Annotated in this window: 25 protein-coding genes; 17 read left to right on the top strand and 8 right to left on the bottom strand. The window is 61.7% G+C overall.

The features are described from left to right. Positions 1 to 43: 43 nt before the first annotated feature. The 6 genes from QN224_RS26640 to QN224_RS26665 all read right to left on the bottom strand — a co-directional run bounded on the left by QN224_RS26640 (position 44) and on the right by QN224_RS26665 (position 6,112). Positions 44 to 1,477: an aldehyde dehydrogenase family protein gene (locus QN224_RS26640; protein ID WP_283979063.1), complete on the bottom strand. Its 1,434-nt coding sequence runs from the start codon at positions 1,475 to 1,477 to the stop codon at positions 44 to 46. Further along, complete coding sequence (locus QN224_RS33940) at positions 1,478 to 1,741, bottom strand: hypothetical protein (protein ID WP_336621128.1); 264 nt, start codon at positions 1,739 to 1,741, stop codon at positions 1,478 to 1,480. Positions 1,742 to 1,937: 196 nt separating this feature from the next. Continuing rightward, positions 1,938 to 2,087 (bottom strand): hypothetical protein, encoded by a 150-nt coding sequence (locus QN224_RS26650; RefSeq protein WP_283979064.1) that lies wholly within the window; start codon positions 2,085 to 2,087, stop codon positions 1,938 to 1,940. A gap of 130 nt (positions 2,088 to 2,217) precedes the next feature. Further along, positions 2,218 to 3,132, bottom strand: a complete 915-nt coding sequence (locus QN224_RS26655) for a transglutaminase family protein (RefSeq protein WP_283979065.1) — start codon at positions 3,130 to 3,132, stop codon at positions 2,218 to 2,220. A gap of 302 nt (positions 3,133 to 3,434) precedes the next feature. Continuing rightward, complete coding sequence (locus QN224_RS26660) at positions 3,435 to 4,748, bottom strand: FAD-binding oxidoreductase (RefSeq protein WP_283979066.1); 1,314 nt, start codon at positions 4,746 to 4,748, stop codon at positions 3,435 to 3,437. Beyond that, the gene (locus tag QN224_RS26665) at positions 4,745 to 6,112 is read right to left on the bottom strand and encodes a glutamine synthetase family protein (RefSeq protein ID WP_283979067.1); all 1,368 of its coding nucleotides are present in this window, start codon (positions 6,110 to 6,112) and stop codon (positions 4,745 to 4,747) included. The genes QN224_RS26660 and QN224_RS26665 overlap by 4 nt, the downstream gene beginning before the upstream one ends. 118 nt (positions 6,113 to 6,230) lie before the next feature. On the opposite strand from QN224_RS26665, the gene QN224_RS26670 reads away from it, so the two are divergent. From QN224_RS26670 to QN224_RS26740, 15 genes are all read left to right on the top strand, one after another. After that, positions 6,231 to 6,923, top strand: a complete 693-nt coding sequence (locus tag QN224_RS26670) for a GntR family transcriptional regulator (RefSeq protein ID WP_283979068.1) — start codon at positions 6,231 to 6,233, stop codon at positions 6,921 to 6,923. A 148-nt stretch (positions 6,924 to 7,071) separates the two neighbouring features. After that, positions 7,072 to 7,740: a helix-turn-helix domain-containing protein gene (locus QN224_RS26675; protein ID WP_283979069.1), complete on the top strand. Its 669-nt coding sequence runs from the start codon at positions 7,072 to 7,074 to the stop codon at positions 7,738 to 7,740. Between the two features lie 82 nt (positions 7,741 to 7,822). Then, on the top strand, positions 7,823 to 8,926 hold the full coding sequence (locus QN224_RS26680) for an aminopeptidase P family protein (protein ID WP_283979070.1): 1,104 nt from the start codon (positions 7,823 to 7,825) through the stop codon (positions 8,924 to 8,926). A 226-nt stretch (positions 8,927 to 9,152) separates the two neighbouring features. Then, positions 9,153 to 9,869: a FadR/GntR family transcriptional regulator gene (locus tag QN224_RS26685; RefSeq protein ID WP_173509367.1), complete on the top strand. Its 717-nt coding sequence runs from the start codon at positions 9,153 to 9,155 to the stop codon at positions 9,867 to 9,869. Beyond that, positions 9,866 to 11,038: a PLP-dependent transferase gene (locus QN224_RS26690; protein WP_283979071.1), complete on the top strand. Its 1,173-nt coding sequence runs from the start codon at positions 9,866 to 9,868 to the stop codon at positions 11,036 to 11,038. Before QN224_RS26685 ends, QN224_RS26690 begins: the two co-directional genes overlap by 4 nt. A 91-nt stretch (positions 11,039 to 11,129) precedes the next feature. Next, positions 11,130 to 12,392 carry a sugar ABC transporter substrate-binding protein gene (locus QN224_RS26695; RefSeq protein WP_269281904.1) on the top strand — a complete coding sequence of 421 codons (1,263 nt, stop codon included), beginning with the start codon at positions 11,130 to 11,132 and terminating at the stop codon, positions 12,390 to 12,392. Between the two features lie 101 nt (positions 12,393 to 12,493). Next, positions 12,494 to 13,429 carry a sugar ABC transporter permease gene (locus QN224_RS26700; protein ID WP_283979072.1) on the top strand — a complete coding sequence of 312 codons (936 nt, stop codon included), beginning with the start codon at positions 12,494 to 12,496 and terminating at the stop codon, positions 13,427 to 13,429. Between the two features lie 6 nt (positions 13,430 to 13,435). Next, positions 13,436 to 14,269: a carbohydrate ABC transporter permease gene (locus QN224_RS26705; RefSeq protein WP_283979073.1), complete on the top strand. Its 834-nt coding sequence runs from the start codon at positions 13,436 to 13,438 to the stop codon at positions 14,267 to 14,269. A gap of 6 nt (positions 14,270 to 14,275) precedes the next feature. After that, complete coding sequence (locus QN224_RS26710) at positions 14,276 to 15,343, top strand: ABC transporter ATP-binding protein (protein ID WP_173509362.1); 1,068 nt, start codon at positions 14,276 to 14,278, stop codon at positions 15,341 to 15,343. Positions 15,344 to 15,567: 224 nt separating this feature from the next. Further along, on the top strand, positions 15,568 to 15,954 hold the full coding sequence (locus QN224_RS26715; RefSeq protein WP_283979074.1) for a cytochrome c family protein: 387 nt from the start codon (positions 15,568 to 15,570) through the stop codon (positions 15,952 to 15,954). A gap of 144 nt (positions 15,955 to 16,098) precedes the next feature. Next, positions 16,099 to 16,941 carry a cytochrome c oxidase subunit II gene (locus tag QN224_RS26720; protein ID WP_283979103.1) on the top strand — a complete coding sequence of 281 codons (843 nt, stop codon included), beginning with the start codon at positions 16,099 to 16,101 and terminating at the stop codon, positions 16,939 to 16,941. 144 nt (positions 16,942 to 17,085) lie between these two features. After that, positions 17,086 to 18,864 carry a cytochrome c oxidase subunit I gene (gene ctaD, locus QN224_RS26725; protein WP_283979075.1) on the top strand — a complete coding sequence of 593 codons (1,779 nt, stop codon included), beginning with the start codon at positions 17,086 to 17,088 and terminating at the stop codon, positions 18,862 to 18,864. Then, a complete protein-coding gene (locus QN224_RS26730; protein ID WP_283979076.1) occupies positions 18,861 to 19,559 on the top strand; it encodes a cytochrome c oxidase subunit 3 in 699 nt (232 codons plus the stop codon). The genes ctaD and QN224_RS26730 overlap by 4 nt, the downstream gene beginning before the upstream one ends. 10 nt (positions 19,560 to 19,569) lie before the next feature. Beyond that, complete coding sequence (locus QN224_RS26735; RefSeq protein ID WP_283979077.1) at positions 19,570 to 20,292, top strand: heme-copper oxidase subunit III family protein; 723 nt, start codon at positions 19,570 to 19,572, stop codon at positions 20,290 to 20,292. A 10-nt stretch (positions 20,293 to 20,302) separates the two neighbouring features. Continuing rightward, complete coding sequence (locus tag QN224_RS26740; RefSeq protein WP_283979078.1) at positions 20,303 to 20,641, top strand: cytochrome C oxidase subunit IV family protein; 339 nt, start codon at positions 20,303 to 20,305, stop codon at positions 20,639 to 20,641. Positions 20,642 to 20,675: 34 nt separating this feature from the next. Here QN224_RS26740 and QN224_RS26745 read toward each other — a convergent pair whose 3' ends face one another. Together QN224_RS26745 and QN224_RS26750 are read right to left on the bottom strand one after the other, a co-directional pair. After that, positions 20,676 to 21,683 carry a serine hydrolase gene (locus QN224_RS26745; protein WP_283979079.1) on the bottom strand — a complete coding sequence of 336 codons (1,008 nt, stop codon included), beginning with the start codon at positions 21,681 to 21,683 and terminating at the stop codon, positions 20,676 to 20,678. 151 nt (positions 21,684 to 21,834) lie between these two features. Beyond that, on the bottom strand, positions 21,835 to 22,791 hold the full coding sequence (locus QN224_RS26750) for a sugar-binding transcriptional regulator (RefSeq protein WP_283979080.1): 957 nt from the start codon (positions 22,789 to 22,791) through the stop codon (positions 21,835 to 21,837). Between the two features lie 205 nt (positions 22,792 to 22,996). On the opposite strand from QN224_RS26750, the gene QN224_RS26755 reads away from it, so the two are divergent. Both QN224_RS26755 and QN224_RS26760 read left to right on the top strand, forming a co-directional pair. Next, positions 22,997 to 23,713, top strand: coding sequence for an HAD family hydrolase (locus QN224_RS26755; RefSeq protein WP_283979104.1), 717 nt, complete (start codon positions 22,997 to 22,999; stop codon positions 23,711 to 23,713). 127 nt (positions 23,714 to 23,840) lie between these two features. After that, entirely contained in the window at positions 23,841 to 25,469 is a 1,629-nt protein-coding gene (locus QN224_RS26760; RefSeq protein WP_283979081.1) for an ABC transporter substrate-binding protein, read from the top strand. Positions 25,470 to 25,525: the final 56 nt, after the last annotated feature.

Below are 25,525 nucleotides of genomic sequence, written 5' to 3' on the forward strand. Positions count from 1 at the left end.
CAGCCGGCGCGGCGGCACCGGCTGGATTTAGCCTAGCGGCAGATCATGCCGCGTCCGGGACGTGGACGGTCTTCACTTCCAGGAAATCCTCAAGTCCGAACATGCCGCCTTCGCGGCCATTACCGGACTGCTTGTAACCGCCGAAGGGGCTACCGTAGCGGTGCGGGCCGCCATTGATGTGCACCATGCCTGCGCGCAGCCTTGCGGCGACGCGTTCCGCCCGTTTCGGGTCCCCCGTTTGAACATAGGCCGCGAGCCCGTAATTGGTGTCGTTGGCGATTCGGATCGCTTCCTCTTCCGTGTCGAAGGGAATGATCGCCAGCACCGGACCGAATACCTCTTCGCGCGCGATGCGCATGGTATTGTCGACGTCGGCAAAAATCGTCGGCTTGACGAAATAGCCGGTCTCGAAGCCTTCCGGTTTGCCCACGCCGCCGATGAGCAGTTTGGCGCCTTCGGCAATGCCCGCCTCGATCAGCGCCTGGACGCGGCCGTATTGGACGTGGCTGACGAGCGGGCCGATGTGCGAGCCCTCCTTTGTCGGGTCGCCGACCTTCGCCTCGGCGCCGACACGTCTCGCAATCTCCACCACCTTGTCGTAGACGCTGCGCTCCACCAGCATGCGCGTCGGCGCGTCGCAGGACTGGCCGGAATTGTTGAAGCATTCGAGAATGCTGCCGGTGACGCGATCCTCGAGATCGGCGTCGGCAAAGACGATGTTCGGCGACTTGCCGCCAAGCTCCAGCGTGACGCGCTTGACCGTTTCGGCCGCATCCTTGCTGACGGCGATGCCCGCCCGGGTCGAACCGGTAAACGACATCATGTCGATGTCCTTGTGCTTCGAGAGCGCGGCACCGGCACTGACCCCATCGCCGTTGACGAGATTGAAGACACCCGCCGGGAAGCCCGCCTCGTCAATCATCTCCGCATAGAGCATGGCGTTGAGCGGCGTGAATTCGCTTGGCTTCAGCACACAGGTGCAGCCGGTCGCAAGCGCCGGCACGACCTTGAGAGCGATCTGGTTGATCGGCCAGTTCCAGGGCGTGATCAGCCCGCAGACGCCGATCGGCTCGCGCAGCATGACATCGCCGTTCGGAAGCCGGTCACGTGTTTTCAAGCGTCTCAGCGCGTCGATGAAGCCCTGCAGGTGACCGACCCCGACATCAGCCTGTTGTTCGCGCGCCATCGTCGCCGGGGCGCCGAGTTCCATCGTGATCGTCGCGGCCATCTCGTCATAGCGACGCTTGTAGATCGAAAGCAGCTTTTCGAGCAGCGCCAGACGTTCCTCGACGCTGGTCTGGCTGTAGCTTGCAAAGGCCTTCTTCGCGGCGGCAACGGCATGATCGATATCGGCGGCGGTGCCCATGGAAATCACTGCGATCGGCTGCTCGGTCGCCGGGTTCAGGACCTCCAGATCCTTGGGCTCGATGGGGTCGATCCATTCGCCGTTGATGTAGAACTTTCTCTTGTCGAGCATTCACTTCTCCTTCCCGTCAAATTGTCTTCTTTCTGGTCGAGCCAGTCCTTGATCGGCACCCGATAGCGTTCGCCGGAAAACTCGGAAGATGCCCGCCATCGACAATGCGCGCCGGCCGCTGTCGACCAGCATGTCGCGGTCACGGCCGCGCACGTGCCAGACGTTGCAGCGGTAGAACTCCTGTATGAACGGCTCCGAAATAGAGGTGACGTCATTTTCGAGACGCTTCACCGCATACCAGTCTTCCGGAGCAATCCGCCGCATATGTCATAGATTCCCGCTTGCCGAGGGCAAGGCTACGACGCCAGCAGCCCGGACCGCAAGGGGAACGATCTCGCCGTCCGCGGCCTCCCGACAGGGCGGAGGAAATGGAAATGATCGCGTTCGAGATTACGCCGCGGCGGGGATGGCTCGCCGTGGACGAGCATTGTCGCGGTCAGGTTAGCCCACCACTGGCGTTTCAGATCGCGCCGATGATGAGCGCCGACAGAAAACCGAAAGCCGCTGCAATAGCGACGGTGTGAGGAATGAGATTGCCCCGCGCGCGTCGCGCCGGTTGTGCAGTGTAGATCGTGTAGCGGGGTTGGGTTGTCGCCTTGATCGCGTTCATCTTGCCACTCCGCTGTTTCGCAACTCCACGAGCAGCTTTGTTCTCCTATATTATCCATTGAGTTTATAGATATTATTTTCTGCCGATCGCGCCGGAAACGAAAAATCTGTTTTACGGAGCCTGGCTACATTCAGTGCCGATTGCGGTCGCGTTCCTGGAGATGTCGCGACCAAGTTTCGCTGAACCAGGGGGTCAGCAGCGAGACATCGGCGGCCCGGTGCGAGCGGGCAAGCGACACGTCGCTTTCGACCGAGGTCCACACGGTAAAGGCGGTGAGTTCGTGTTTGCCGAAAGTCTGCATCAGCGGGATGTCTGCCGCGTCGCGGCCGCGCGCGACCGGAATGCGGCCGATGCGCCGCGCATTGTTCTTGGCATCGAATGTAAACCAGCGATCGCCGAGATAAACCTCGAACCAGGCATTGAAATCCATCGGCGCCGGGCTTTCCGGCGCGCCGACATCGGTCATGTAGCCGTTGACGTACCGCGCCGGCATGTTCATGCAGCGGCAGAAAGCAATGGCGAGATGGGCGTAATCGCGGCTCACGCCCAAGCGATCCTCATGCGCTTCCAGTGCCGTGCGCATTGCCTGCGCATAGCCATAGCTGAAAACCAGCCGGTCGTGGACATAGTCACAGATCGCCTGGACGCGCAGCCATCCCGCCGGAACATCGCCGAAAAGCTTCCACGCCAGCGCGCCGAGCCGGTCCGTCTCGCAATAGCGGCTGGCGGAAAGATAAGGCAGCCAGGCGGGCGGAAGCCTTTCCACCGGCACGGCTTCCGCCAACGGATCCGAGGCGTCCGGCCTGCCGTCATCATTCATCACCGCGTCATAGCTGAGCCCGGTTTCGCCCTCGGGCAAGACCATCCGCAGGCAGGCATTGCCGTGGGGATCGGTGATTTCCTCCATCGCCAGCATCGGTGACGCGACCGGGCCGTGCTCCCGGACAATGCTTCCACGCCGTTCGGGTACGACCGAAAGATAGGTCATCATGGGCGTTGGCTGGGTGCACCGAACGCCGATCTCGTAACCGAAGCGTATGAACATTTCCGACCTCCCTGATCGACCGCGACCGTTCTGTCATGGCTCTGGCCCGCGGTCAGGGCGTGAATGCCCCGAAATAGATGTCCACGCGTCGCGTTTGCCGCGATCTCGATTTGTTGAGATCCGGGCCAAGGAAAAGCCGGCCGCGCACCGTTGCGGTACGTCGGATATCACGCCCATCTGAACGCGCCGGTCAGACGGTTCAGCCGAGAAATTCTAGCGCATGATCGGGACGAGCGGAATCGATTTGGGAGGGAAAGACGGCAGCCGCGGCAACCAATCGCCTCGAAACGGCGGCAGGCATTTTACCAGCCGACGGCATCCTTGAAGGAATACCACCAGGAGCCGATCGTCGAATATTGCGCGCGGAACATTCGTCCGCCCGGGAACGGATACCACGGTAGTTTCTCGAAGACGTCGAAGCGCGCGGTGTCGCCGTCGATCGCCTCGGCGAGCGTGCGGCCGAAGAGGTGGGAACCGGTGACGCCATGACCGCTATAGCCATGGGCAAAATAGGTATTGGCGCCGATCCGCCCCATCTGCGGCACGCGCGTGAAGGAGAGCGCGAAGTTTCCGCTCCAGGCATAATCGATCTTCACACCCTTGAGCCGCGGAAAAACCTTTTCGAGATTGGGCTTGAGCTTGGCGACGACATCCGCCGGATCCGTGCCGCCATAGACGGTGCCCCCGCCGAAAATCATCCGCTTGTCAGCCGAGAGCCTGAAATAATCGAGGATATAGCGCACGTCCTCCACGCACATGTCGCTCGGGATCAGCGAATGGGCGAGCTCCTCGCCGAGCGGGGCCGTGGTGATCATCTGCGTCGAGACGGGCATGACGCGCGAGACGAGCTTCGGCACCGCGTCGCCGAGATAGGCATTGCCGCAGAGGACGACGATGCGCGCGCTGACCTCGCCTTCCTGCGTATAGACTGTCGGTCGCGCCGCCTCATGGTCCACGCGTGTCACTGGCGACATCTCGTAGATCGTGCCGCCCAGGCTCTCGAAGGCGCGGGCCTCGCCGAGCACGAGATTCAGCGGATGCATGTGGCCGCCCGTTGTGTCGAGCATGCCACCGCAATAGGCATCGGAATTGACGAGCTTTCTGAGCGCCTCGCGGTCGAGAAGCTGGTGGTCGTCCATCCCGTACTTGCGCCAGAGTGCCTGTTTGGCCTCCAGTTCCTTCATATGCGCGGCGGTATAGGCGGCATAGATATTGCCGGGCTTCAGGTCGCAGTCGATCTGGTACTGGCTGACGAGCCGTCGGATGATCCGACCTCCTTCTTGCACCAGGCCGCCGATGAAACGGGCCGCATCCTCGCCGTAGCGGCTCTGGATCGTCGACAGGCTCGCGTTGAGGCCGTTAACGACCTGTCCGCCATTGCGACCCGAGGCGCCCCACCCCACTTGCGCGCCTTCGATCACAGTGACCTGGTAGCCTTTTTCGGCGAGGTGGATTGCCGTCGACAGGCCCGAATAGCCGGCGCCGACGACGCAAACGTCTGTCTCGATGCGGCCCTGAAGCTTAACCGGGGTGCGGATAATGTTGCGGGACGCGGCGTAATAGCTCGTCGGATAGCTGCCGTCACCGGCGTAGGATTTCGTTGCGCTTGCCATCATACGATTTCCAGATAGGCGCTGAACTCATAGTCCGTAACCTGCTCGGCAAAGCCGGCGATCTCCTGGCGCTTGCAGGCGATCAGCATGGAGCGGAGCACGGGGTCAAAGATTTCGGCGGCAATCGGTCCGGCCTCGAAGGCATCGACCGCCTGCCCCCACTCGGCAGGAATTTTGGGCAGTTTCTCCGCATCGTAGGCCCGCCCCTCAACAGGTGCCGCTGGCTTCCATTTGTTGCGGATGCCGACGAGTGCTGCACCAAGGATCGCGGCGATGACGAGGTAGGGGTTGGCGTCGGCACCGGCCACGCGATGCTCGATGCGCCGCGCCGCTGGATTTCCGCCCGGAATACGGATCGCCGAAGTGCGGTTCTCGTAGCCCCAGGAAATCGAAGTCGGCGCATGCGTATCGGGTCTCAGCCGCCGGTAGGAGTTGAAATGCGGCGCGAAGAGCAGCGTCGTCTCCGCCATCCCTCGCAACAGACCGGCGACCGCATGCTTCAGCACGGACGACCCTTCGTCGCTGCCGTCGTCAAAGACATTGTTGCCTTCCTCGTCGAGTAGGCTGAAATGGACGTGCATGCCATTGCCAGATCGCGTGCCATAGGGCTTGGCCATGAAGGTCGCCGCGAGCCCGTGCTTGCGCGCGACACCCTTGACGATGCGCTTGAAGAAAATCGCGTCGTCCGCCGCCTTCAGCGGATCGTTGGTGTGGAGCAGGTTGATCTCGAACTGGCCGATACCGTTCTCGGCGATCGCGGCGTCCGCCGGCACGTTCTGCCGTGCGCATTCCTTGTAGACGTCTGAGAAGAACTCGCCGAAATCGTCAAGTTCGTCGATCGATAGAATCGCGTCGGAATCGAGCCGCTTGCCGGTGTAGGGCGAAATCGGCGGCACGGCGCTGTCAGGCTCCGGGTCGATCAGGTAGAATTCCATCTCGGTGGCGACGACGGGACGCAAGCCCAATTCGCGGTACTCCCTGACGATCGCCGCAAGCGCCTGACGCGGGTCGGCAAGAAACGGCTTGCCGTCCTCGACGAAGAGCCAGAGCGGCACCAGCGCGCTTGGCCGGGACGTCCAGTTGACCGGCAGCGCACCGCGCCCGGTGACACCGCAGATTCCGTCGCGGTCGCCGGTCGCGAAAACCTGTTCGCTGCCGATGATGTCCTCTCCCCAGACATCGACGCCGACGATCGAGAGCGGCATGCGGATTCCGCCTCCGAGCACCTTGGAAGCCTGTTCGACCGGCACACGCTTGCCGCGCATGATGCCGTTCAGGTCACAGATGACCGCCTGGATGCTTTCGATCGGGCCGTTCTGTTCCAGCCAGACCTTGAATGCGCTTGGATCTTCCGCCTCTAGAGACATATCTCAATTCTTATTTTGTGATCACAATTAAGGAAAGTTGACATAATTCACGATTTGAAGTCAAGCTTGACCGGTGCTATCAGCCGCGCGAACCGATGCGGCAGGAGGAATCGCAATCTTGAAGGCCCTGGTTTTGCCGGCGTTGGAACGGCCGGAAGGCATGACCACGCATGACTATGCCTTTGCGCGCCTCAGACAGGCGATCATGGTCGGCGCCTTTCGCCCCGGGACGTCGGTGACAATCCGCGGTTTGGCCCAAGCGCTGGAGAGCAGCCCGACGCCGGTGCGCGAAGCGCTGCGGCAGCTGACCTCTATCGGCGCGCTAGACTTCCTCGAAAACCGGCGGATCGTCGTGCCGCGCATCACGCCGGCGCGCTTCGAGGAACTGATCTCGCTACGGATCGTGCTCGAAAGCCACGCCGCGCGCAGGGCGGTCGCCCATCTTTCCGACCGGCAGATCGACCGCATCGTCGCAATCGACGAAGCCATCGAGGCCGCGATCCTCGATGGCCAGAAGGCTGCGGCATTGATCGCCAACCAGGCGTTCCACCGACAGATATACATGGCCAATCCGGACCAGGTCGCCATGCCGCTGATCGAGAGCGTGTGGCTGCAGCTCGGGCCCATTCTCGGCATCGCCATGGAGCATGTCGCGGAACTCTACGTCGTCGATCGCCATCGCGAGGCGATCGACGCGCTGAGACGACGCGACGAGGATGCTGTCGCCGAAGCAATCGGAGCCGATATCCGCGAAGGTATCGGCGGCTTTGACCAGCAAGCGATCGCAAAGCTGCTCAGCCTCGCCAGATGAACCCAATCTCAACACACTGAGAGACAACCAAGGCGCAAACCCGCTCAAGTACATCCGACGACGATTTTTAGTATAGCTAAAAAATCTCGTTGACAGCGGTTCATGACTGCTCCAGCTTTGAAGAAATACTAAAAAGCGGGAGAAGCCTTTGGAGACGGAGAACTCTTCAGAAGCGCGCCTCGGTGGAGGCGACCCGCCGCTCGGCGAGCGGCTGCGCCGGCGCCGGAAGGAACTGAAGCTGACGCTTCAGAACGTCGCCGACCGCTCCGGCTTTTCCGTTGGCTTCATCTCCCAGATTGAGCGCGGCATTACTGTGCCTTCGCTCACATCGCTGATCGCCGTCTGCCGCACGTTGAAAGTCGAAATCGGCACCGTCTTCACGCCGCCGAAAGTTGCCTCGCCCATCACCCGCCGCGCGCACCGCCCGATCTATGCGCTCGGCGACGGCGACGGCAACGTCTCCTACGAACGCCTCTCCGCCGCCTTCCCCGGCAATGTCCTTCGAAGCACGATCATTCATGAGCCACCCGGGCGCCGAAGCGAACCGATGTCACACGAAGGCGAGGAAATCTATTTCATCCTCGAGGGTTCGCTGACGCTGGAAATAGACGGCGAACGGGTCGTTCTGAAGGCTGGTGATTCAGCCCATTTCCCCTCCACGCGCACCCACGCGACCTGGAACCACACGAACGAGCCTGCGACCATTCTGCATACCTGCACGATGGATGTGTTCGGCGACGGCGAGCCTTTCGGCGACCCGGACAACAGCCTGGCGGTGACGCGCGCCGCAGGCCGCCGCGGAACAGTGAAGAAATAAGGGTCGCGCTGACGGATAAGACACACCGCCTGACGCCCGCCTCGCATACAGCATTTTCCCCACCAACACAGGACGGAACCACATGAACGAGCAGACGAAGACGCGGCTTGCCGCACTGCGCGCACGAATGAAGGAAACCGGCACAGGACTGATCGCAATCGCACCGGGATCGCACATGGACTGGGTTCTCGGCTTCCATCCGCATCCGGACGAACGCCCCTGCCTGCTTCTGATCGCGCCGGAACGCGAAGCCTTTCTGATGCCGGCGCTCAACGCCGAGGGCACGCGCGAGCATACCAACATTGACTTCTACAGTTGGTCGGACGCGGAAGGTCCCGTTCAGGCGCTCAGGACGGCGCTCTCCGGACTCGGTGCCGCAGAGCCCGGCCGCGTCGTTCTCGATGAGACGATGCGCGCGGATTTTGCGCTGCTGCTTCTCGACAATCTGCCGGAAGACACCGTGCGCGATTTTACGCCGGGCACGCTTGGTGCACTGCGCATGCGCAAGGATCGCGGTGAATACGAACTCCTGAAGATGAACGCGGCGATCGCCGATCGGGCGATGCAGGCCGCGTTCTCGAAGATCCGCCCCGGCATGACCGAGAAGGAACTCGCGGCCGAGATCCGTGCGCACTTTTCCTCGGAAGGCGCGGCACCGGCCTTCTGGATCGTCGGTGCCGGCGGCAATGGCGCATTTCCGCACCATTCGGCGAGCGACCGCGCTATCGAAGAAGGCGACGCCGTGGTGATCGACATCGGCGGCCGCAAACAGGGCTTCCCGAGCGACATTACCCGCATGGCGGTCGTAGGCCGCCCGCCGGAGGGCTATGGCCAGATCCACACGATCGTCGAAAAAGCGGTGCAGGCGGCGATGAAGGCAGCCCGCCCGGGCGTGCCGGCGAAGGAGGTCGACGCGGCCGCCCGCAAGGTGATTACGGATGCCGGCTATGGCGAATATTTCGTGCATCGCACAGGCCACGGCATGGGCATCGACGGTCACGAGCCGCCCTACATCACCGCGACTTCCGAAACGATCCTTGAGGAAGGCATGGTATTTTCGATCGAGCCTGGCATCTACCTGCCCGGCCGCTTCGGCATCCGGCTCGAGGATATCGTCATCCTGCGCGCCGACGGGCCGGAGGTTCTCTCCTCGCTGCCGCGCGAGGTCCATGTCGCCAAGGTCTGACGCGCCTTTCCGTGTCTTGCAGAACGCCGGTGCAACGCGCCGGCGTTCTTTGCATTCAAGCTGAGGGGCTGGGGCCGCACCGTAGATAGCCGTGTGATCCGGCGATCCAGAACTCAAGTCCCGCGTAATGTCGGTCGAGAAACCCGAGTTTGCCGCTTGACCGCCCAACTCGCCGGCGGCATATTGCTCAGATGTCAGACCAATTTGGCGTCATGGGGGGAACCGGATGCCGCAGCAAGACAAGGCGACGCTCCTGCCCCTGCCTCCGGTCGATCGGGTGCAGCAGGTCATTGCCGCTCTTGCCGACTACATCCAGCATTCCGGCTTGAAGCAGGGCGATCGGCTGCCGGCAGAGCGCGAGTTGATGGCGGCGCTTGCCGTCGGGCGCTCCACGGTCCGCGAGGTCCTCAGCCATTTCCAGGCACTCGGCGTCGTCGAGGCGCGCAAGGGCAGTGGCACCTATCTTCTGCGCACCATTTCCGGCGCGACGATCCACATGCCGCTGACGCTCGACACCCAGCACCTTCGCGATGCGCTTCTGCAGACGCTCGAGGTGCGGCGTGGAATCGAGGCCGAGGCCGGCATGGTGGCCGCGCGCCGCCGCACGGATACGGACCTCATCAACATCCAAGCAAAACTCGATGAGATGGAACGCGTGCATCTCGCCAAGGGCACGTCTGGTCCGGAAGACCTGGCTTTCCACCTGGCGATCTACGACGCCACCCACAATCCGCTCTTCCGCCAGCTTCTCGAACAGATGCGCGAAGCCTTCGAGCGCTTCTGGGAGAAGCCTTTCGACCGGCCGGATTTCGCGCGGCGCTCCTTCCCGTTCCACCGCACGCTCTTCAACGCGATCGCGGCGCAGGACTCCGACGCAGCGCGCTTGGAAACACTGAAAATCCTCGCGATCGTCGAGGAAGACATCAAGGAAATGTCCAAATGAACAACGGCCTCGATCCGTTCGATGCAGCCTCCCTCATCGTCGCGCATGACGAAGGCAATGCCTTCGATGCGGTCGTGCCGCCGATCGTCCAGACGTCGCTTTTCACCTTTAAGGACTATGATGACATGGTCGCCTCTTACCGGGGCGAGCGGGTGCGGCCGATCTATACACGCGGCCTCAACCCGACGGTCAGGATGTTCGAGGAGATGCTGGCGAAACTCGAAGGCGCCGACGACGCAATCGGCTTTGCCAGCGGCATGTCGGCGATTTCCTCCACCGTTCTTTCCTTCGTCGAGCCGGGCGACCGCATCGTCGCCGTGAAGCATGTTTATCCCGACGCCTTCCGGCTGTTCGGCACGCATCTGAGACGCATGCGCGTCGAAGTCACTTATGTCGACGGGCGTGACGAGGAGGCGGTGGCGAAGGCTCTGCCCGGCGCCAAGCTTTTCTATATGGAAAGCCCGACGAGCTGGGTCATGGACACTCACGACGTTTCCGCCCTGGCCGCAATTGCCAAGTCCGAGGGCATTGTCACCGTGATCGACAACAGTTGGGCGAGCCCGGTGTTCCAACAGCCGATCGCGCTCGGCGTCGATCTCGTCATACATTCGGCCTCGAAGTATCTCGGCGGCCACAGCGATGTCGTAGCCGGCGTCGTAGCCGGCTCGAAGGAACTGATCGGCCGCATCCGCTCCGAAGCCTACCCCTATCTCGGCGGCAAGCTTTCGCCTTTCGATGCCTGGCTCCTGATCCGCGGGCTTCGGACGCTGCCGATCCGGATGAAGGCGCACGAACGCTCGGCACTCACTGTTGCGCAGCGCCTGCAAAGCCATCCGCTGGTCGAAACGGTTTGCCATCCCGGCCTCGCCAATCATCTGCCGCCGGGTCTTTCCGGCACGTCCGGCCTGTTCTCGTTCATCTTCAGCGAGGGCGTCGACGTGCGCCACTTTGCCGATCATCTTCAATTGTTCAAGCTCGGCGTTTCCTGGGGCGGTCACGAAAGCCTCATCGTGCCGGGCGAAGTCGTTCTGGCGCAGAAAGCCCAGCCCAATTCCGCGGCCGCCTTCGGCATTTCTCCGCGGTCGGTACGGCTCCATGTTGGCCTGGAGGGAACGGAGGCCCTCTGGAGCGATCTCGAAGCGGCGATTGCCGCCGCTTCGTCAGGCTGACGACGAGCGGGATGGGGAAGTGCAAGCGGTTTTCCGCCCGCATCCCGTTCTCAGAGAAGCGATCAACCACCCAAGAAAAAGGGGAACTGAAATGAGGAAACTGATCACCGCCACGCTGCTTGCGACGCTGATGGCCGGCAGCGCGCTCGCCGACACCAAGCTGAAGCTCGTCGAGGTCATCACCAGCCCCGAGCGCACGGAAACCCTGAAGTCGATCGTCGCCAAGTTCGAGGCCGCAAACCCCGGCACCACTGTCGAAATCATTTCGCTGCCTTGGGGCGAAGCGTTCCAGAAGTTCGCGACGATGGTCTCGGCCGGAGAGATCCCGGACGTCATGGAAATGCCTGACACCTGGCTCTCGCTCTATGCCAATAACGGCATGCTCGAAAGCCTCGAGCCCTATCTCGCAAAGTGGGAGCACACATCTGGCCTGACCGAGCGTGCGCTCGAACTCGGCCGCGACGTCAACGATACCGCCTACATGCTGCCCTACGGCTTCTATCTGCGGGCGATGTTCTACAACAAGAAGCTGCTTTCCGAAGCGGGCGTTGCCGAGCCACCGAAGACGATGGACGATTTCGTCAAGGCATCGGAAGCGGTCTCCAAGCTGCCGGGCAAATCCGGCTACTGCCTGCGCGGGGGTCCGGGCGGCCTCAACGGCTGGGTGATGTTCGGCGCGACCATGGCCGGCGACAACAAGTTCTTCAACGAAGATGGCACGTCGACGATGAACAGCGAGGGCTGGGTCAAGGGCCTGACCTGGGTCATCGATCTCTACAAGAAGGGCCTCGCGCCGAAGGATAGCGTCAATTGGGGCTTCAATGAAATCGTTGCCGGCTTCTATAGCGGCACCTGCGCCTTCCTCGACCAGGATCCGGATGCGCTGATCGCCATTGCCCAGCGCATGAAGCCGGACGACTTCGGCGTCACCACGATGCCGAAGGGTCCGAGCGGCAAGGCCTTCACTACGATCGGCTTTGCCGGCTGGTCGATGCTTTCCGCAAGCCAGAACAAGGATCTGTCCTGGAAGCTCATCGAAACGCTCGAAGGTCCGGAAGGCAATATCGAGTGGAACAAGCGCACAGGCGCGCTGCCGGTTCACAAGTCGGCCGAGAAGGACCCCTTCTACGCAAGCCCGCAATTCAAGGGCTGGTTCGATGAACTGGCCGACAAGGATGTCGTGCTGACCGTCATGCCGACCTATCTGGAAGAATTCGCCTTCTTCAAGGATTCGCTGGCAATCAAGACGACCCAGGAAGCGCTGCTTGGCGACATTACGCCGGAAGAGCTCGCCAACCAGTGGGCCGACTACCTGACCAAGGCGCAGCAGAAGTACCTGGCGAACAAGAAGTAAACCGGTACCGGCGGCGGCTCGTGCCGCCGCCGGTCGACTGCCGTAGTGACAAAGAGGCACGCCGATCGATAACGGCGGTCAAAAAGGGGAAAATACGATCGATGGCCTATGCCGCACGCCATAACGGCTTGCCTGCTATTCGTCCGCCGCTGATGAAACGCATCGCCGACGCGTCCGCGCCCTATCTTTACAGCGCGCCGGCGCTGATCCTGATCGTCGCGGTCATGCTCGTGCCGCTCGTGCTCGGCGTCTCCTATGCCTTCCGCGACATCCAGTTGCTCAACCCCTTCTCCGGCGCCTTCGTCGGGCTCGATCATTTCAGGGCGCTGTCGCAGGACCAGGCGTTTTTCCGCGCGCTCAGCAACACGCTCTGGTGGACCGGCGCTTCGGTGCTGCTGCAGTTCACTTTCGGGCTGATCCTCGCCCTGCTTCTCGACAAACCCTTCCACGGCCGCGCCGTCGCTCAGGCGCTCGTCTTCCTGCCCTGGGCCGTCCCGAGCTTTCTCGCCGGCCTCAACTGGGCCTGGCTCTTCAACCCCGTCGTCGGTCCGCTGCCGCATTGGCTCTATGGGCTCGGCCTGATGAGCCAGCCGGCCAATATTCTCTCTGATCCGCAGCTCGCCATGTGGGGGCCGATCGTCGCCAATATCTGGTGGGGCATCCCCTTCTTCGCGATCACCCTGCTTGCCGCGCTGCAGGCGATTCCGCGCGATCTCTACGAAGCCGCCAGCATCGACGGCGCGGGACCGGTCCAGCGCTTCCTTTCGATCACCCTTCCCTTCCTGGCGCCGACGATCGCGATCACCATCCTCCTGCGCACGGTCTGGATCTCGAACTTCGCCGACCTCATCATCGTCATGACCAATGGCGGGCCGGCCGACCGGACACAGATCGTCGCCAGCTACATCTTCACCCAAGCCTTCAAGCGGCTCGATTTCGGTTATGCCTCGGCGATCGCGCTGGTGCTGCTCGCACTGCTGCTCGCCTATTCGCTGCTGATCGTCATCCTGAGACAGTGGCTGCTCAGCAAGGATTGAAAACCGATGCGCACCAAATCAGCCTTCCTCACCATTGCGCACCGCCTGGCGATCCTCGCCTATATCGCCTTTGCGCTCTTCCCCTTGTTCTGGCTGCTCAAGGTAGCGGTCACACCGAACGACCTGCTTTATACCGAGGGCGTTCGCCTCTGGCCGTCGCGCGCCAGTTTCGAGCATTTCGACTTTGTGCTCAGGCACAGCGCCTTTCCGGTCTTCTTCCGCAACAGCCTGATCGTCTCGGGCTCGACCGCGGTCATCGTGACGATCCTCGCCTCGCTCTCCGGCTATGCGCTCTCGCGCTTCCGCTTCCGCGGCAAGTACTGGCTGGTGACCTTGATGCTGCTTACCCAGATGTTCCCGCTGGTGATGCTGGTCGCGCCGATCTTCAAGATCCTGTCACCGATGGGGCTGACCAACAGCCTCACCGGCCTCGTGGTCGTCTACACGGCTTTCAACGTACCCTTCGCCACCTTCCTGATGCAGTCTTTCTTCGATGGCATTCCGAAGGATCTGGAGGAAGCGGCGATGATAGACGGCGCCACGCAATTCGTCGCCTTTCGCCAGATCATTCTGCCGCTGACGCTGCCCGGCATCGCCGCGACGCTCGGTTTCGTCTTCACCGCCGCCTGGAGCGAACTGCTATTCTCGCTGATGCTGATCTCCGGTAACGAGCAGGCGACCTTCCCGGTCGGGCTCCTCTCCTTCGTCTCGAAGTTTTCGGTCGATTTCGGACAGATGATGGCGGCCGGCGTGCTGGCATTGATCCCCGCCTGCCTCTTCTTCCTGCTCATTCAACGTTATCTCGTCCAGGGCCTCACGGCCGGCGCGGTCAAAGGCTGATTACCCATGGCTTCCATCGATATCGCCAATATCCAAAAATCCTACGGCATCCACCCGGTGCTGCACGACGTCGACCTCAAGATCCGCGACGGTGAGTTCGTCGTCCTCGTCGGCCCGTCCGGCTGCGGCAAGTCCACCCTCCTGCGCATGATCGCGGGGCTTGAAAGCGTGACAGCCGGCGAGATTCGGATTGCCGGCAAGCGGGTCAACGAACTTGCGCCGAAGGACCGCGACATCGCGATGGTTTTCCAGTCCTATGCGCTCTACCCGCATATGTCGGTCGAGAAGAACATGAGCTACAGCTTGCGCCTTCGCAAGACGGCCAAGGACAGGATCACGACCGTCGTTTCGGGCGCCGCCGCCAAGCTCGGTCTCGAGCCCCTGCTGGAGCGCCGCCCGCGTGCGCTCTCCGGCGGCCAGCGCCAGCGCGTCGCCATGGGGCGCGCGATTGTCCGCCAGCCGAAAGCTTTTCTCTTTGACGAGCCGCTCTCCAATCTCGACGCTCGCCTGCGCGAACAGATGCGCGCCGAGATCAAGAAACTGCACAAGGACCTCGGCGCCACGTCGATCTACGTGACGCACGACCAGATCGAGGCGATGACGCTGGCCGACCGCATCGTCGCCATGAACGCCGGCGTGGTCCAACAGGTGGGAAGCCCGCTCGAACTCTACGACCGACCCGCCAATCTCTTCGTTGCAGGCTTCATCGGCTCCCCCGGCATGAACTTCTTCGAGGGCACATACCGTGCCGGAGAAAGGCCGAGCTTCGAGACGGAGAGCGGCGTCAGCATTCCGCTCGATGCATCCGCGTCGGCCGCGGACAATGCCAAGGCGACGCTCGGCATCCGTCCCGAGCACGTCGTGCTTGCGGGGCACGGGCCGGACAGCCTGCTCGCGACGGTGGAACTCGTCGAGCCCACCGGCTTCGGCATCATCCTGCACCTGTCGCTCGGCCGGACAAGCTTCAAGGCCTTCACCAATGACCGGTCGTTTCTGACGACCTCCGGCACGATCCCGGTCCACTTTCCCGCGCACTACCTGCATTTCTTCGACGTGGCGGGAAACCGCGTCTGACCCGGCGCGCCGCCGTGGAAACCGTCAGGGAGCGTATCTCCCGGGCCTTGGCACCGCTGGACGCGCCCCGGCAATTGACTTCTGCCAAGCGGGCCTTAGTTTTGTTCTTGTCGCAAGTATCAACCGCCCTCGGCGCGCCATCATTCAGAGAAGCAAGCACCGCCAAAACGACGATTTGACGATAGTCCTCCTTGCCCCGCGCCCGGCGAAATTGAGGAAGTGTCATGCGAATTTCTGTTGTTGCCTTCTCCTTTTCGGCACTCTCACTCTGTCCCGTGACGGCCCTCGCGCAAGAGGGTGACGCCGAGGCCGGCGCGGTCGTCTTCAAGAAATGCTCGGTCTGTCACGTCGTCGACAAAGACACCAACAAAGTCGGCCCATCGCTCAATCATGTCATGGGCAGGACAGCCGGCACGCATCCCAATTTCCGCTACTCACCGGCTATGGTCGAGGCCGGCAAGGGCGGCCTGGTCTGGGATGAGGCGACGTTGCGTGAATACCTCCAGAATCCGAAGGCAAAGGTGAAAGGAACCAAGATGGTCTTTCCCGGCCTGAAGGAAGAGGCCGATATCTCCAACGTGATTGCCTACCTCAAACAACATTCTCAATAGCCAAAACTCACGCGCGAAAGGGAACATGACGACAACCCTTTCGGGCGATTTGCGACTATTTTCCGTTCGTGCAATAATCGTGATCGGAACTCTGCGGATTGCGTATTCATGCCCACAGCCGATCACGGCGAGGAGGGACAAGAAATGGCCGTGGTGGTGATTCTGGTGTTGTTGGCCGCCGGATCAGTGTTGTTCCATTTGTTGAGTCCCTGGTGGTGGACACCAATCGCCTCCAACTGGAATTACATAGACAATACCCTGATCATAACTTTCTGGATTACCGGCTTCGTCTTCGTCGCGGTCGTCCTGTTCATGGCCTATTGTGTTCTGCGCTTCCGGCATCGCCCGGGCAATCAGGCCGCTTACGAACCCGAAAACAAGCGGCTTGAAGGCTGGCTCGCAATGAGCACGACGGTTGGCGTCATCGCAATGCTCGCGCCCGGCCTGTTCGTCTGGAACCAGTTTGTCACCGTTCCGGCGGAGGCCACGGAAGTCGAAGTGGTCGGCCAGCAGTGGTTGTGGAGCTTCCGGCTGCCGGGCGCGGACGGAAAGCTCGGAACATCGGAAACCCGGGACGTCGCGCCCGAGAACTCCCTCGGCCTCAACCGCAACGACGCGGCAACTCTGGACGATCTCATTATAGAAGGCGGCGAGTTGCACCTGCCGATCGGCAAACCGGTCAAGGTCCTTCTGCGCTCGGTCGACGTCCTGCATGATTTCTACGTGCCGGAATTCCGCGCCAAAATGGACATGGTGCCCGGCATGGTAACCTATTTCTGGTTCACGCCGACGCGGACGGGCACGTTCGAGATCCTCTGTGCCGAGCTCTGCGGCGTTGGCCATCCGCAGATGCGCGGCACGGTGGTGGTCGACACCGAGGCGGATTACCAGACGTGGCTCGCCGAGCAGCAGACTTTTTCGCAATTGACGGCATCTGCCGGTGGGAGCCCGACGGCAGCCACGGCCGACGCCTCGTCGGCGCAATAGGAGGCGCCAGGACAGAACACTACGGCACCGGGCGTCTTAATCAGATGCACAGGGTCGCTGTAGCACTTTGAATTACTGCATGTTTTTATCCCTGAATCGGCTCCGGTTTGAGGAAACATGCGGTAGGGAACGGGGAGGAACATGATGGTCGACGTCCGGTCAGGTATTGGCGAGGCGGTCCCGCCCGCCGAAGTCGAGGATGTTGAACTTTATCATCCGCACAGCTGGTGGACCCGATACGTTTTCAGCCAGGACGCGAAGATCATCGCCATCCAGTATTCGACGACCGCAATCGCCATAGGCATGGTCGCGCTGGTGCTCTCCTGGTTGATCCGCCTGCAACTCGGCTTTCCCGGCACATTCGAACTGATCGATGCGGAACGCTACTACCAGTTCATCACCATGCATGGAATGATCATGGTGATCTATCTGCTCACCGCGCTCTTCCTCGGCGGCTTCGGCAACTATCTCATTCCGCTGATGGTCGGCGCTCGCGACATGGTCTTTCCCTACGCGAACATGCTGAGCTATTGGATCTATCTGCTCGCGGTGCTGGTGCTGGCCGCAAGCTTCTTCGCGCCCGGCGGACCGACTGGAGCGGGCTGGACGCTTTATCCGCCGCAGGCGATCCTCTCCAACACACCGGGCGGCAGGGACTGGGGCATCATCCTCATGCTCTCTTCGCTGATCATCTTCATCATTGGCTTCACGATGGGCGGCCTCAATTATGTCGTCACGGTCCTGCAGGGCCGAGCCCGTGGCATGACACTGATGCGCATGCCGCTGACGGTCTGGGGCATCATCACCGCCACGGTCATGGCGCTTCTCGCGTTCCCGGCGCTGTTCGTCGCCTGCGTCATGATGCTCTTCGACCGCCTGCTCGGTACGAGCTTCTTCATGCCGGCGATCGCCGAGATGGGAGAGCAGTTGGAATATGGCGGCGGCAGTCCGATCCTGTTCCAGCACCTCTTCTGGTTCTTCGGCCATCCGGAAGTCTATATCGTCGCCCTGCCCGCTTTCGGCATCGTTTCCGATCTCATCAGCACCCATGCCCGCAAGAACATCTTCGGCTACCGGATGATGGTCTGGGCGATCGTCATCATCGGCGCGCTCTCCTTCGTGGTCTGGGCGCACCATATGTATGTCAGCGGCATGAACCCGTATTTCGGTTTCTTCTTCGCGACCACGACCCTGATCATCGCCGTGCCGACGGCAATCAAGGTCTACAACTGGGTGCTGACGCTTTGGCGCGGCGACATTCACCTGACATTGCCGATGCTGTTCGCGCTCGCCTTCATCGTCACGTTCGTCAATGGCGGGCTGACCGGCCTCTTCCTCGGCAATGTCGTCATCGATGTGCCGCTCTCCGATACCATGTTCGTGGTGGCGCATTTCCACATGGTGATGGGCGTTGCTCCGATTCTCGTCATCTTCGGCGCTATCTACCACTGGTATCCCAAGGTCACCGGACGCATGCTCAATGAGGCGCTCGGTCAGCTGCATTTCTGGATCACCTTCCTTGGTGCCTATGCGATCTTCTTCCCGATGCATTATCTTGGCCTCGTCGGCGTGCCGCGCCGGTACCACGAGCTTGGCGATGCGTCGTTCGTGACGGACTCCGTCCACAGCCTCAACGCCTTCATCAGCGTCGCAGCGCTCATCGTCGGCGCGGCCCAGATCGTCTTTCTCTTCAACCTGGTCTGGAGCCTGCGCCATGGCAGAGAGGCCGGCGGCAATCCCTGGCGCGCAACGACGCTCGAATGGCAAACACCCGAAACGCCGCCGCCCCACGGCAACTGGGGCAAGGAACTGCCGGTCGTCTATCGCTGGGCCTACGACTATAGCGTCCCCGGCGCACCCGAGGACTTCATTCCGCAGAACCAGCCGGCGCCCGGACGCATGTCCCATGAGGCCGCTTCATGACGGTCGTGATGGTCTTCCTGGCGGTCATCGCCGTCATCATCGCCTGGTGGCTGGCACAGCAGCGACTGGCCTCGAAACCGTGGCTGGAAGTTGGGCACACGCACGACCGCCGTGGCATCGAGCCGGTGCCGGCCGCCAAGATCGGTCTCGGCGTCTTTCTCGCCGTCGTTGGCGCGCTCTTCACGCTTTTCATCAGCGCCTACTTCATGCGCATGGCCTCGTCCGACTGGTCGCCAATGCCGCTGCCGCGCTTCCTCTGGATCAATACCGGCGTTCTCGTCTTGAGCAGCGTGACCCTGCATTGGGCAAAGGTCGAAGCCGAACGGCGGAATGACGAGGCGGCACGGACCAGTCTGCTCGTCGCGCTCGCCGCTGGCCTCGCCTTTCTCGTTGGACAGCTTTTCGCCTGGCGAGCGCTCTCTTCGGCCGGCTATCTCTTGAGCGGCAACCCAGCCAACAGCTTTTTCTACATGATCACCGGAATGCACGGCCTGCACATCGTCGGCGGACTTGCGGCGCTGGGGCGCGTCGCGCTGCGCACGTGGGACGCGCCGATCGACCGGCGGACGCGTCTCGCGATCGGGCTCTGCGCCACGTATTGGCATTTCATGCTGGCCGTCTGGGTGGTTCTCTTCGCCCTCCTCTCCGGTTGGGCCAACGACGTCGTCGACCTCTGCCGTCAATTGCTGACATAGGAACGCTGACATGTCTGCTCCGCTAAAGCCGTCTGCCTTGGAACCGCTGACCCGCTCGTCCGGCCTCGCCGGCTTTGCCTCCGACTGGGCCTCGGACCAGCGGGCATTCAAGAACGTCTCCTGGGGAAAGGCCATGATGTGGATCTTTCTCCTGAGCGATACGTTCGTTTTCGGCTGCTTCCTGATCGCCTACATGTCGGCGCGCATGTCGACAACCGTGCCCTGGCCGAACCCGAGCGAGGTCTTCGCGCTGGAGATCGGCGGCGTCCATGTGCCGCTGATCCTTATCGCGATCATGACGTTCGTCCTCATCTCCAGCAGCGGCACCATGGCGATGGCCGTCAATTACGGCTACCGCCGCGATCGGCGCAAGACGGCTGCGCTGATGCTCCTGACTGCGCTGTTCGGCGCCACTTTCGTCGGCATGCAGGCCTTCGAATGGTCGAAGCTCATTGCTGAAGGCGTGCGGCCCTGGGGCAACCCCTGGGGAGCGGCGCAGTTCGGCTCGACCTTCTTCATGATCACCGGCTTTCACGGCACCCACGTCACGTTCGGCGTGATTTTCCTGCTGATCATCGCCCGCAAGGTCTGGCGCGGCGATTTCGATACGGAGCGGCGCGGTTTCTTCACCAGCCGCAAAGGTCACTACGAGATCGTCGAGATCACCGGCCTCTATTGGCACTTCGTCGATCTGGTCTGGGTCTTCATCTTTGCATTCTTCTATCTTTGGTGAGGAGGGCATCATGGCTCCGGTAGAGGCGCATGCCGAGCAGCAGCAGCACCACCCGATCAAGCTCTATCTTCTGGTCTGGGGACTGTTGTTCGTCCTCAGCGCTTTTTCCTACATGGTGGACTATCTCGGCCTCGAGGGTTATCTGCGCTGGTCGCTGATCCTGATCTTCATGATGCTCAAGGCCGGTCTCATCGTCGCTGTGTTCATGCACATGGCCTGGGAGCGCCTCGCGCTGACCTACGCGATCCTGCTGCCGCCCCTCCTCGTATTGGTTTTCGTGGCACTGATGGTGTCGGAATCGAACTACGTGCTCTTCACCCGACTCGCGTTCTTCGGCGCGGGACAGTGAAGGCGCGGATGCCATTCCTGCGGTGGGCTCACCTTCAGGATGCGCGAACCGTTCTTACGATATCGGCCATGACACCATGCAGCGCATCACGATAGCCATTGCGCGCCGAAGGTCCGCTCTCCGCCGAGGTCATCACGACGGTGAGTTGCAGCGACGGCACGATATAGAGCATCTGGCCGCCATATCCCCAGGCGAAATACGCGTCCTCGCCGCCGATCTGCCGTCCGAACCAGCCGTAGCCATAGGCGTCGCCTGAGAAACGGGAATTGGTGCGCGCCTGCCATGAGAGATCGATCCAATCTTCCGGAACGATCTGCCGGCCTTCGGCCGTCCTGCCGCGATTGCGGTAAAGCTCTCCGAAAGCAAGCAGCGAGTGGGCGCTCATCGCCATCTGGTTGCCGCCGAGATAAATGCCCTGCGGATCGCGCTCCCATGCGCCTATCCGGAAGCCTTCGACCGGCCCGAGCCATTCGCGCGCGAGCGCCAGGGTCGATTTGCCGCCGACTTTCGTCAGGATCGCCGAAAGGAGATGGGTAGAGGCCGTCGAATAAAGCATCCGCCCTCCCGGCTCGTCGTCGAAGGGCTGCGCGAGCGCAAAACGAACCCAATTGCGGCTGGAGACCCAGCGTCCGTAGTTCGGCCCAGACATCCGCCCAAGTCCCGCCTGCATCGAAAGCAGGTTGCCGATCGTGATGTCGTTGATCCGCGGGTCTGGTGAAGCCGGCAGCTCGCTTTTCAGGATCGGCGCGATCTTCTGATCCGGCCCTTCGAGCAGACCCTTGTCGATCGCAATGCCGACAAGCGCCGACACGATAGCCTTCGATGCCGATTTGATATTGGTCGATTCCCGAGGCGTATGACCGCGATAGCCGCGTTCCGCGACGACCTTGCCGCCGCGGGCAATGACGACGGTTTTCAATGCATTCAGATCGTCGCGGTCAGCAAGGCCATCGAGCAGCGAAGGCACGGAGGGGACCTCCTGCGCGATCGCAAACGGCAGGAACGCCAAAAACGACAGAAATGCAGCAACCAGCTTGATCATCGACGCACCCTAGGGTGGATGCTCGAGGAAATCATCACGCCGACGCCAAAGCTCACGTCGATGTGAAACCAGTTTATTGCGGCCGGGGTTGGCAACAGACCTCGTCCTCAAACTGGTTCGGCAATTGATGGATCTCGGCCAGCGCGGCTGATCAACGGCCGGCCTCCGCCGGGGGCTGGATGAGCAGCCAACGGGCGCTGTCCGAGTCCGTAACGAGCGCCGTTGCCAAACGCGCCTTCATCGTGGCCAAGAGAATGGCGCGCTTATGGGATCCACCCGATGCGATTATGCGACAGGGAATGCCGTGATAGTCCGCAAGTTCTGGCGAGATGACCTGGCGGTTCAGCGGATGATCGACCGGTCTCCCCTCGGCATCGAGGTAGCGCCCGAGCAAATCGCCCACGGCACCGGTCGCAACAAGCTCCCGTATGTCGCTTTGCAGCGGCAGTCCGTAGCGGACCTGCAGGGACTGGTCCGTGACATCGCCGACGCTCAGGAAGGACATATCGACGTTCGAACTTTCCCGAAGCAGCTCCTGAAACACCGGCTGCGCGATGATGACATCGCGCGATTGCTCGCTGCTCGCATAGATCGGTGCCGCGAAATAGTGGCACTTGGCATTGAGAACCTCAGCGAAGCTACGCACGATTTCGAAGGTGTTGATTTCAGAACCGCGCGTCAGCCCACCCATCATGGAGCAGACTTCGATATGCGGCTCGTTCCTCGTCGTCAGATGTTGCACCGTCTCACGCAATGTCGCACCCCAGCCGACACCGATGGCCCCTGGTTTGCGGACCTGGATCAGGCGATCGAGGAAAGCAGCGGCGGCACGGCCGAGGACGGCATGCATCTGGCCAGAATCCGAGGGCGTGGGCACGACCACAGCTTCCTGGAGGCCGAAGCGGCTGCATAGCTGCGCTTCCAGTTCGACGCTCTCCGCAAGCGGGGAATTGAAGCTGACCCGCACGATGCCCTTGTGCAGCGCGGCGGCGAGCAGCTCATTCACCCGACGCCGCGTGAGGTTCATCCGTTCGCCGATCTCTGCCTGCGTGAGACCTTCCACGTGGTAGAGCCACGACGCCTTCACCATCAGTTCCTGGATGTCCAAACTCAATTCCTTCCTGAGCAAATGTCACATCGGCGTAACAATTGTAACCTAGAAGCAGCCCAACACGGTTGCTCGGCCGAAGACAATTCTCACGCCGAGCCAGCCGGTCAGCAACCGAATTGGAAAACGGCAATCCGAACTCTTCGGGAGCTCGCCTTCCTGCATTCCAACATGCCCGCATAAACCACCAGGCACGTGCATCATGATGACCCCAGAACTGCTTATTTTCGATTGCGACGGCGTGTTGATAGACAGCGAACCTGTCGCAAGCCGTGTCTTTTGGAAGGCGTTGCAGAGCGCTGGCGCAACATTGTCCCATGCCGAGGTCCATAAGCGGTTCACCGGCTATTCGGAGGCGGATGCAAGAGGCATTTGTATCCAGGAGCTGGGGCTCAAGGACGTCGACGGTATTTTCGCGGATGCCCGCGACAATCTCTACGCCGAGTTCGCCCGTTCGCTGGCGCCGATGCCGGGCATCGCAGCGCTCATCCGCTCCTTGCCGCACATGAAATGTGTCGCATCCAACAGCACGATGGAGCGCTTGGAGAACAGTCTCGGTCTGTTCGATCTCTGGGATGAATTCGCCCCGAACATCTTCAGCGCCGACATGGTCGCGCGTGCCAAGCCTGCGCCCGATCTCTTTCTGCTGTGTGCCGAGACCCTTGGCGTCGATCCAGCCAAGTGCCTGGTGATCGACGACAGTCCTCACGGAATTGCCGGCGCCGTCGCCGCCGGAATGAGCGCGATCGGCTTCGTCGACCCTGCGGACCCTCGCGAAGGGCGTAGCGCGGTGCTCGCCGAGGCAGGCGCGACACTGGTCGCTACCGGCGCCGAGGAACTGTCGGCGGCCTTGAGCACCGTCTTTTCCGCAGCACCCGTTCATCCGGCCGAGCGCGCGGTGAAAATTCCAACGCCGGTATGACCGGCGCCCTCGCGGGTGCGGCGATGTCACTGAAAATTCACAGGATTATCAAGAAGCCGACACCCGGAATGCACAAGACAGATTTCTGCGCTTTTTGAGTTGTCCCTTGTAGAAGGAGAGGATCCAGATGCTTTCAATCACCCGACGCAGCGCGCTTGGACTAATGGGAGCCACCGCCGGCAGCCTGATACTGCCGCGCATGGCCTTCAGCCAGGGCAAGCGCCCGTCCGTCACGATCGCCGTCCAGAAGATCACCAACAACAACACGCTCGACATCTGGAACGAACAGTCGAACGTCGGCGAGCGCGTTTTCTTCCCCAATTTCTGGGAAGGCCTGATCCTGCGCGACTGGATGGGCAGCCAGGGTCCGGTGCCGGGTCTCGCCACCGAATGGAAGCGGATCGACGACAAGACGCTTGAACTCAAGCTGCGCCAGGGCGTCAAGTTCCACAATGGCGATGAACTGACCTCCGACGATGTCGTCTTCAGCTTCTCGGCCCAACGCCTCTTCGGCGACACGCAGCCCGCTGGCGGCAAGACGATCTTCGCCGATGAACACAAGCCGACGACGGCGAAGGAATTGCCTGCCTCCGTTCCGGGCATCGGCCGTCGTCTCTGGCCGGCGCTCGCCGGCGTCGAAGCGGTCGACAAGTATACCGTGCGCTTCCACAATGCGACGCCGGACATCACGCTCGAAGGTCGCCTCTATGCATTCGGCAGCCAGATCGCAAACCGTCGTGCTTGGGACGAAGCTGCGACCTACGCCGATTGGGCCCGCAAGCCGGTCACGACCGGCCCCTATATGGTCGGCGAGTACAAGCCAGACGTTTCCCTGACGCTGGTCGCCTTTGACGAATATTGGGGTGGCCGCCCGCCGCTCGAAGAGATCCGCTTCGTGGAAGTTCCCGAGGTTTCGTCCCGTGTGAACGGTCTGCTCTCCGGCGAATATGATTTCGCCTGCGACCTGCCGCCGGATCAGATCGGCGCCGTTCGCGCCGCATCGGGCTTCGAGGTGCAGGGTTCCACCATTCTCAACCATCGCATTTCGGTCTTCAACGTACAGAATCCGGTGTTGGCCGATCCGCTCGTGCGCCGCGCCATGACGCATTCGATCGACCGCCAGGCGATCGTCGATGCGCTCTGGGCCGGCCAGACCGTGGTTCCGGACGGGCTTCAATTCTCGTCCTATGGCGACATGTTCATCAAGGACTGGAAAGCGCCTGAATACAATCCGCAACTGGCCCAGGACCTTCTGAAACAGGCGGGATACAAAGGTGATCCGATCCCCTTCCGCCTGCTCAACAACTACTACACCAACCAGACCGCCAACGGTCAGGTCATGGTGGAGATGTGGAAACAGGTGGGCCTGAACGTCGAGATCGAGATGAAGGAAAACTGGGGCCAGATCCACGATCCGTCCGGCCTCAAGGGCGTCCGCGACTGGTCGGCCTCGGCCAATATCAACGACCCGGTAACGCCGATGGTCGCACAGTTCGGCCCGAACGGCGAAGTCCAGCAGAAGAAGGACTGGACCAATGCCGAGGCAAACGAACTGTCGGTCGTTCTGGAAACCAGCACCGATCCGGCCCTGCGCAAGAAGGCATTCGCCCGCATGCTCGAAATCTGCGAACGCGAAGACCCGGTCTATCAGGTTCTGCACCAGAACGCCGTCTTCACCGGCATGAAGTCGTCGCTGAAGTGGAAGGCTGCTCCGGCCTTCGCAATGGACTTCCGCGCCAGCAACTGGACCATGTGATCCGCAAACAAAAAAGACACCGGCGGCCCGAAGGTCCCGGTGTCTTTCCCCTTTTC

The sequence above is a fragment of the Sinorhizobium sp. 7-81 genome (assembly GCF_030124405.1).
GTDB classification, from domain to species: Bacteria; Pseudomonadota; Alphaproteobacteria; order Rhizobiales; family Rhizobiaceae; genus Sinorhizobium; species Sinorhizobium psoraleae.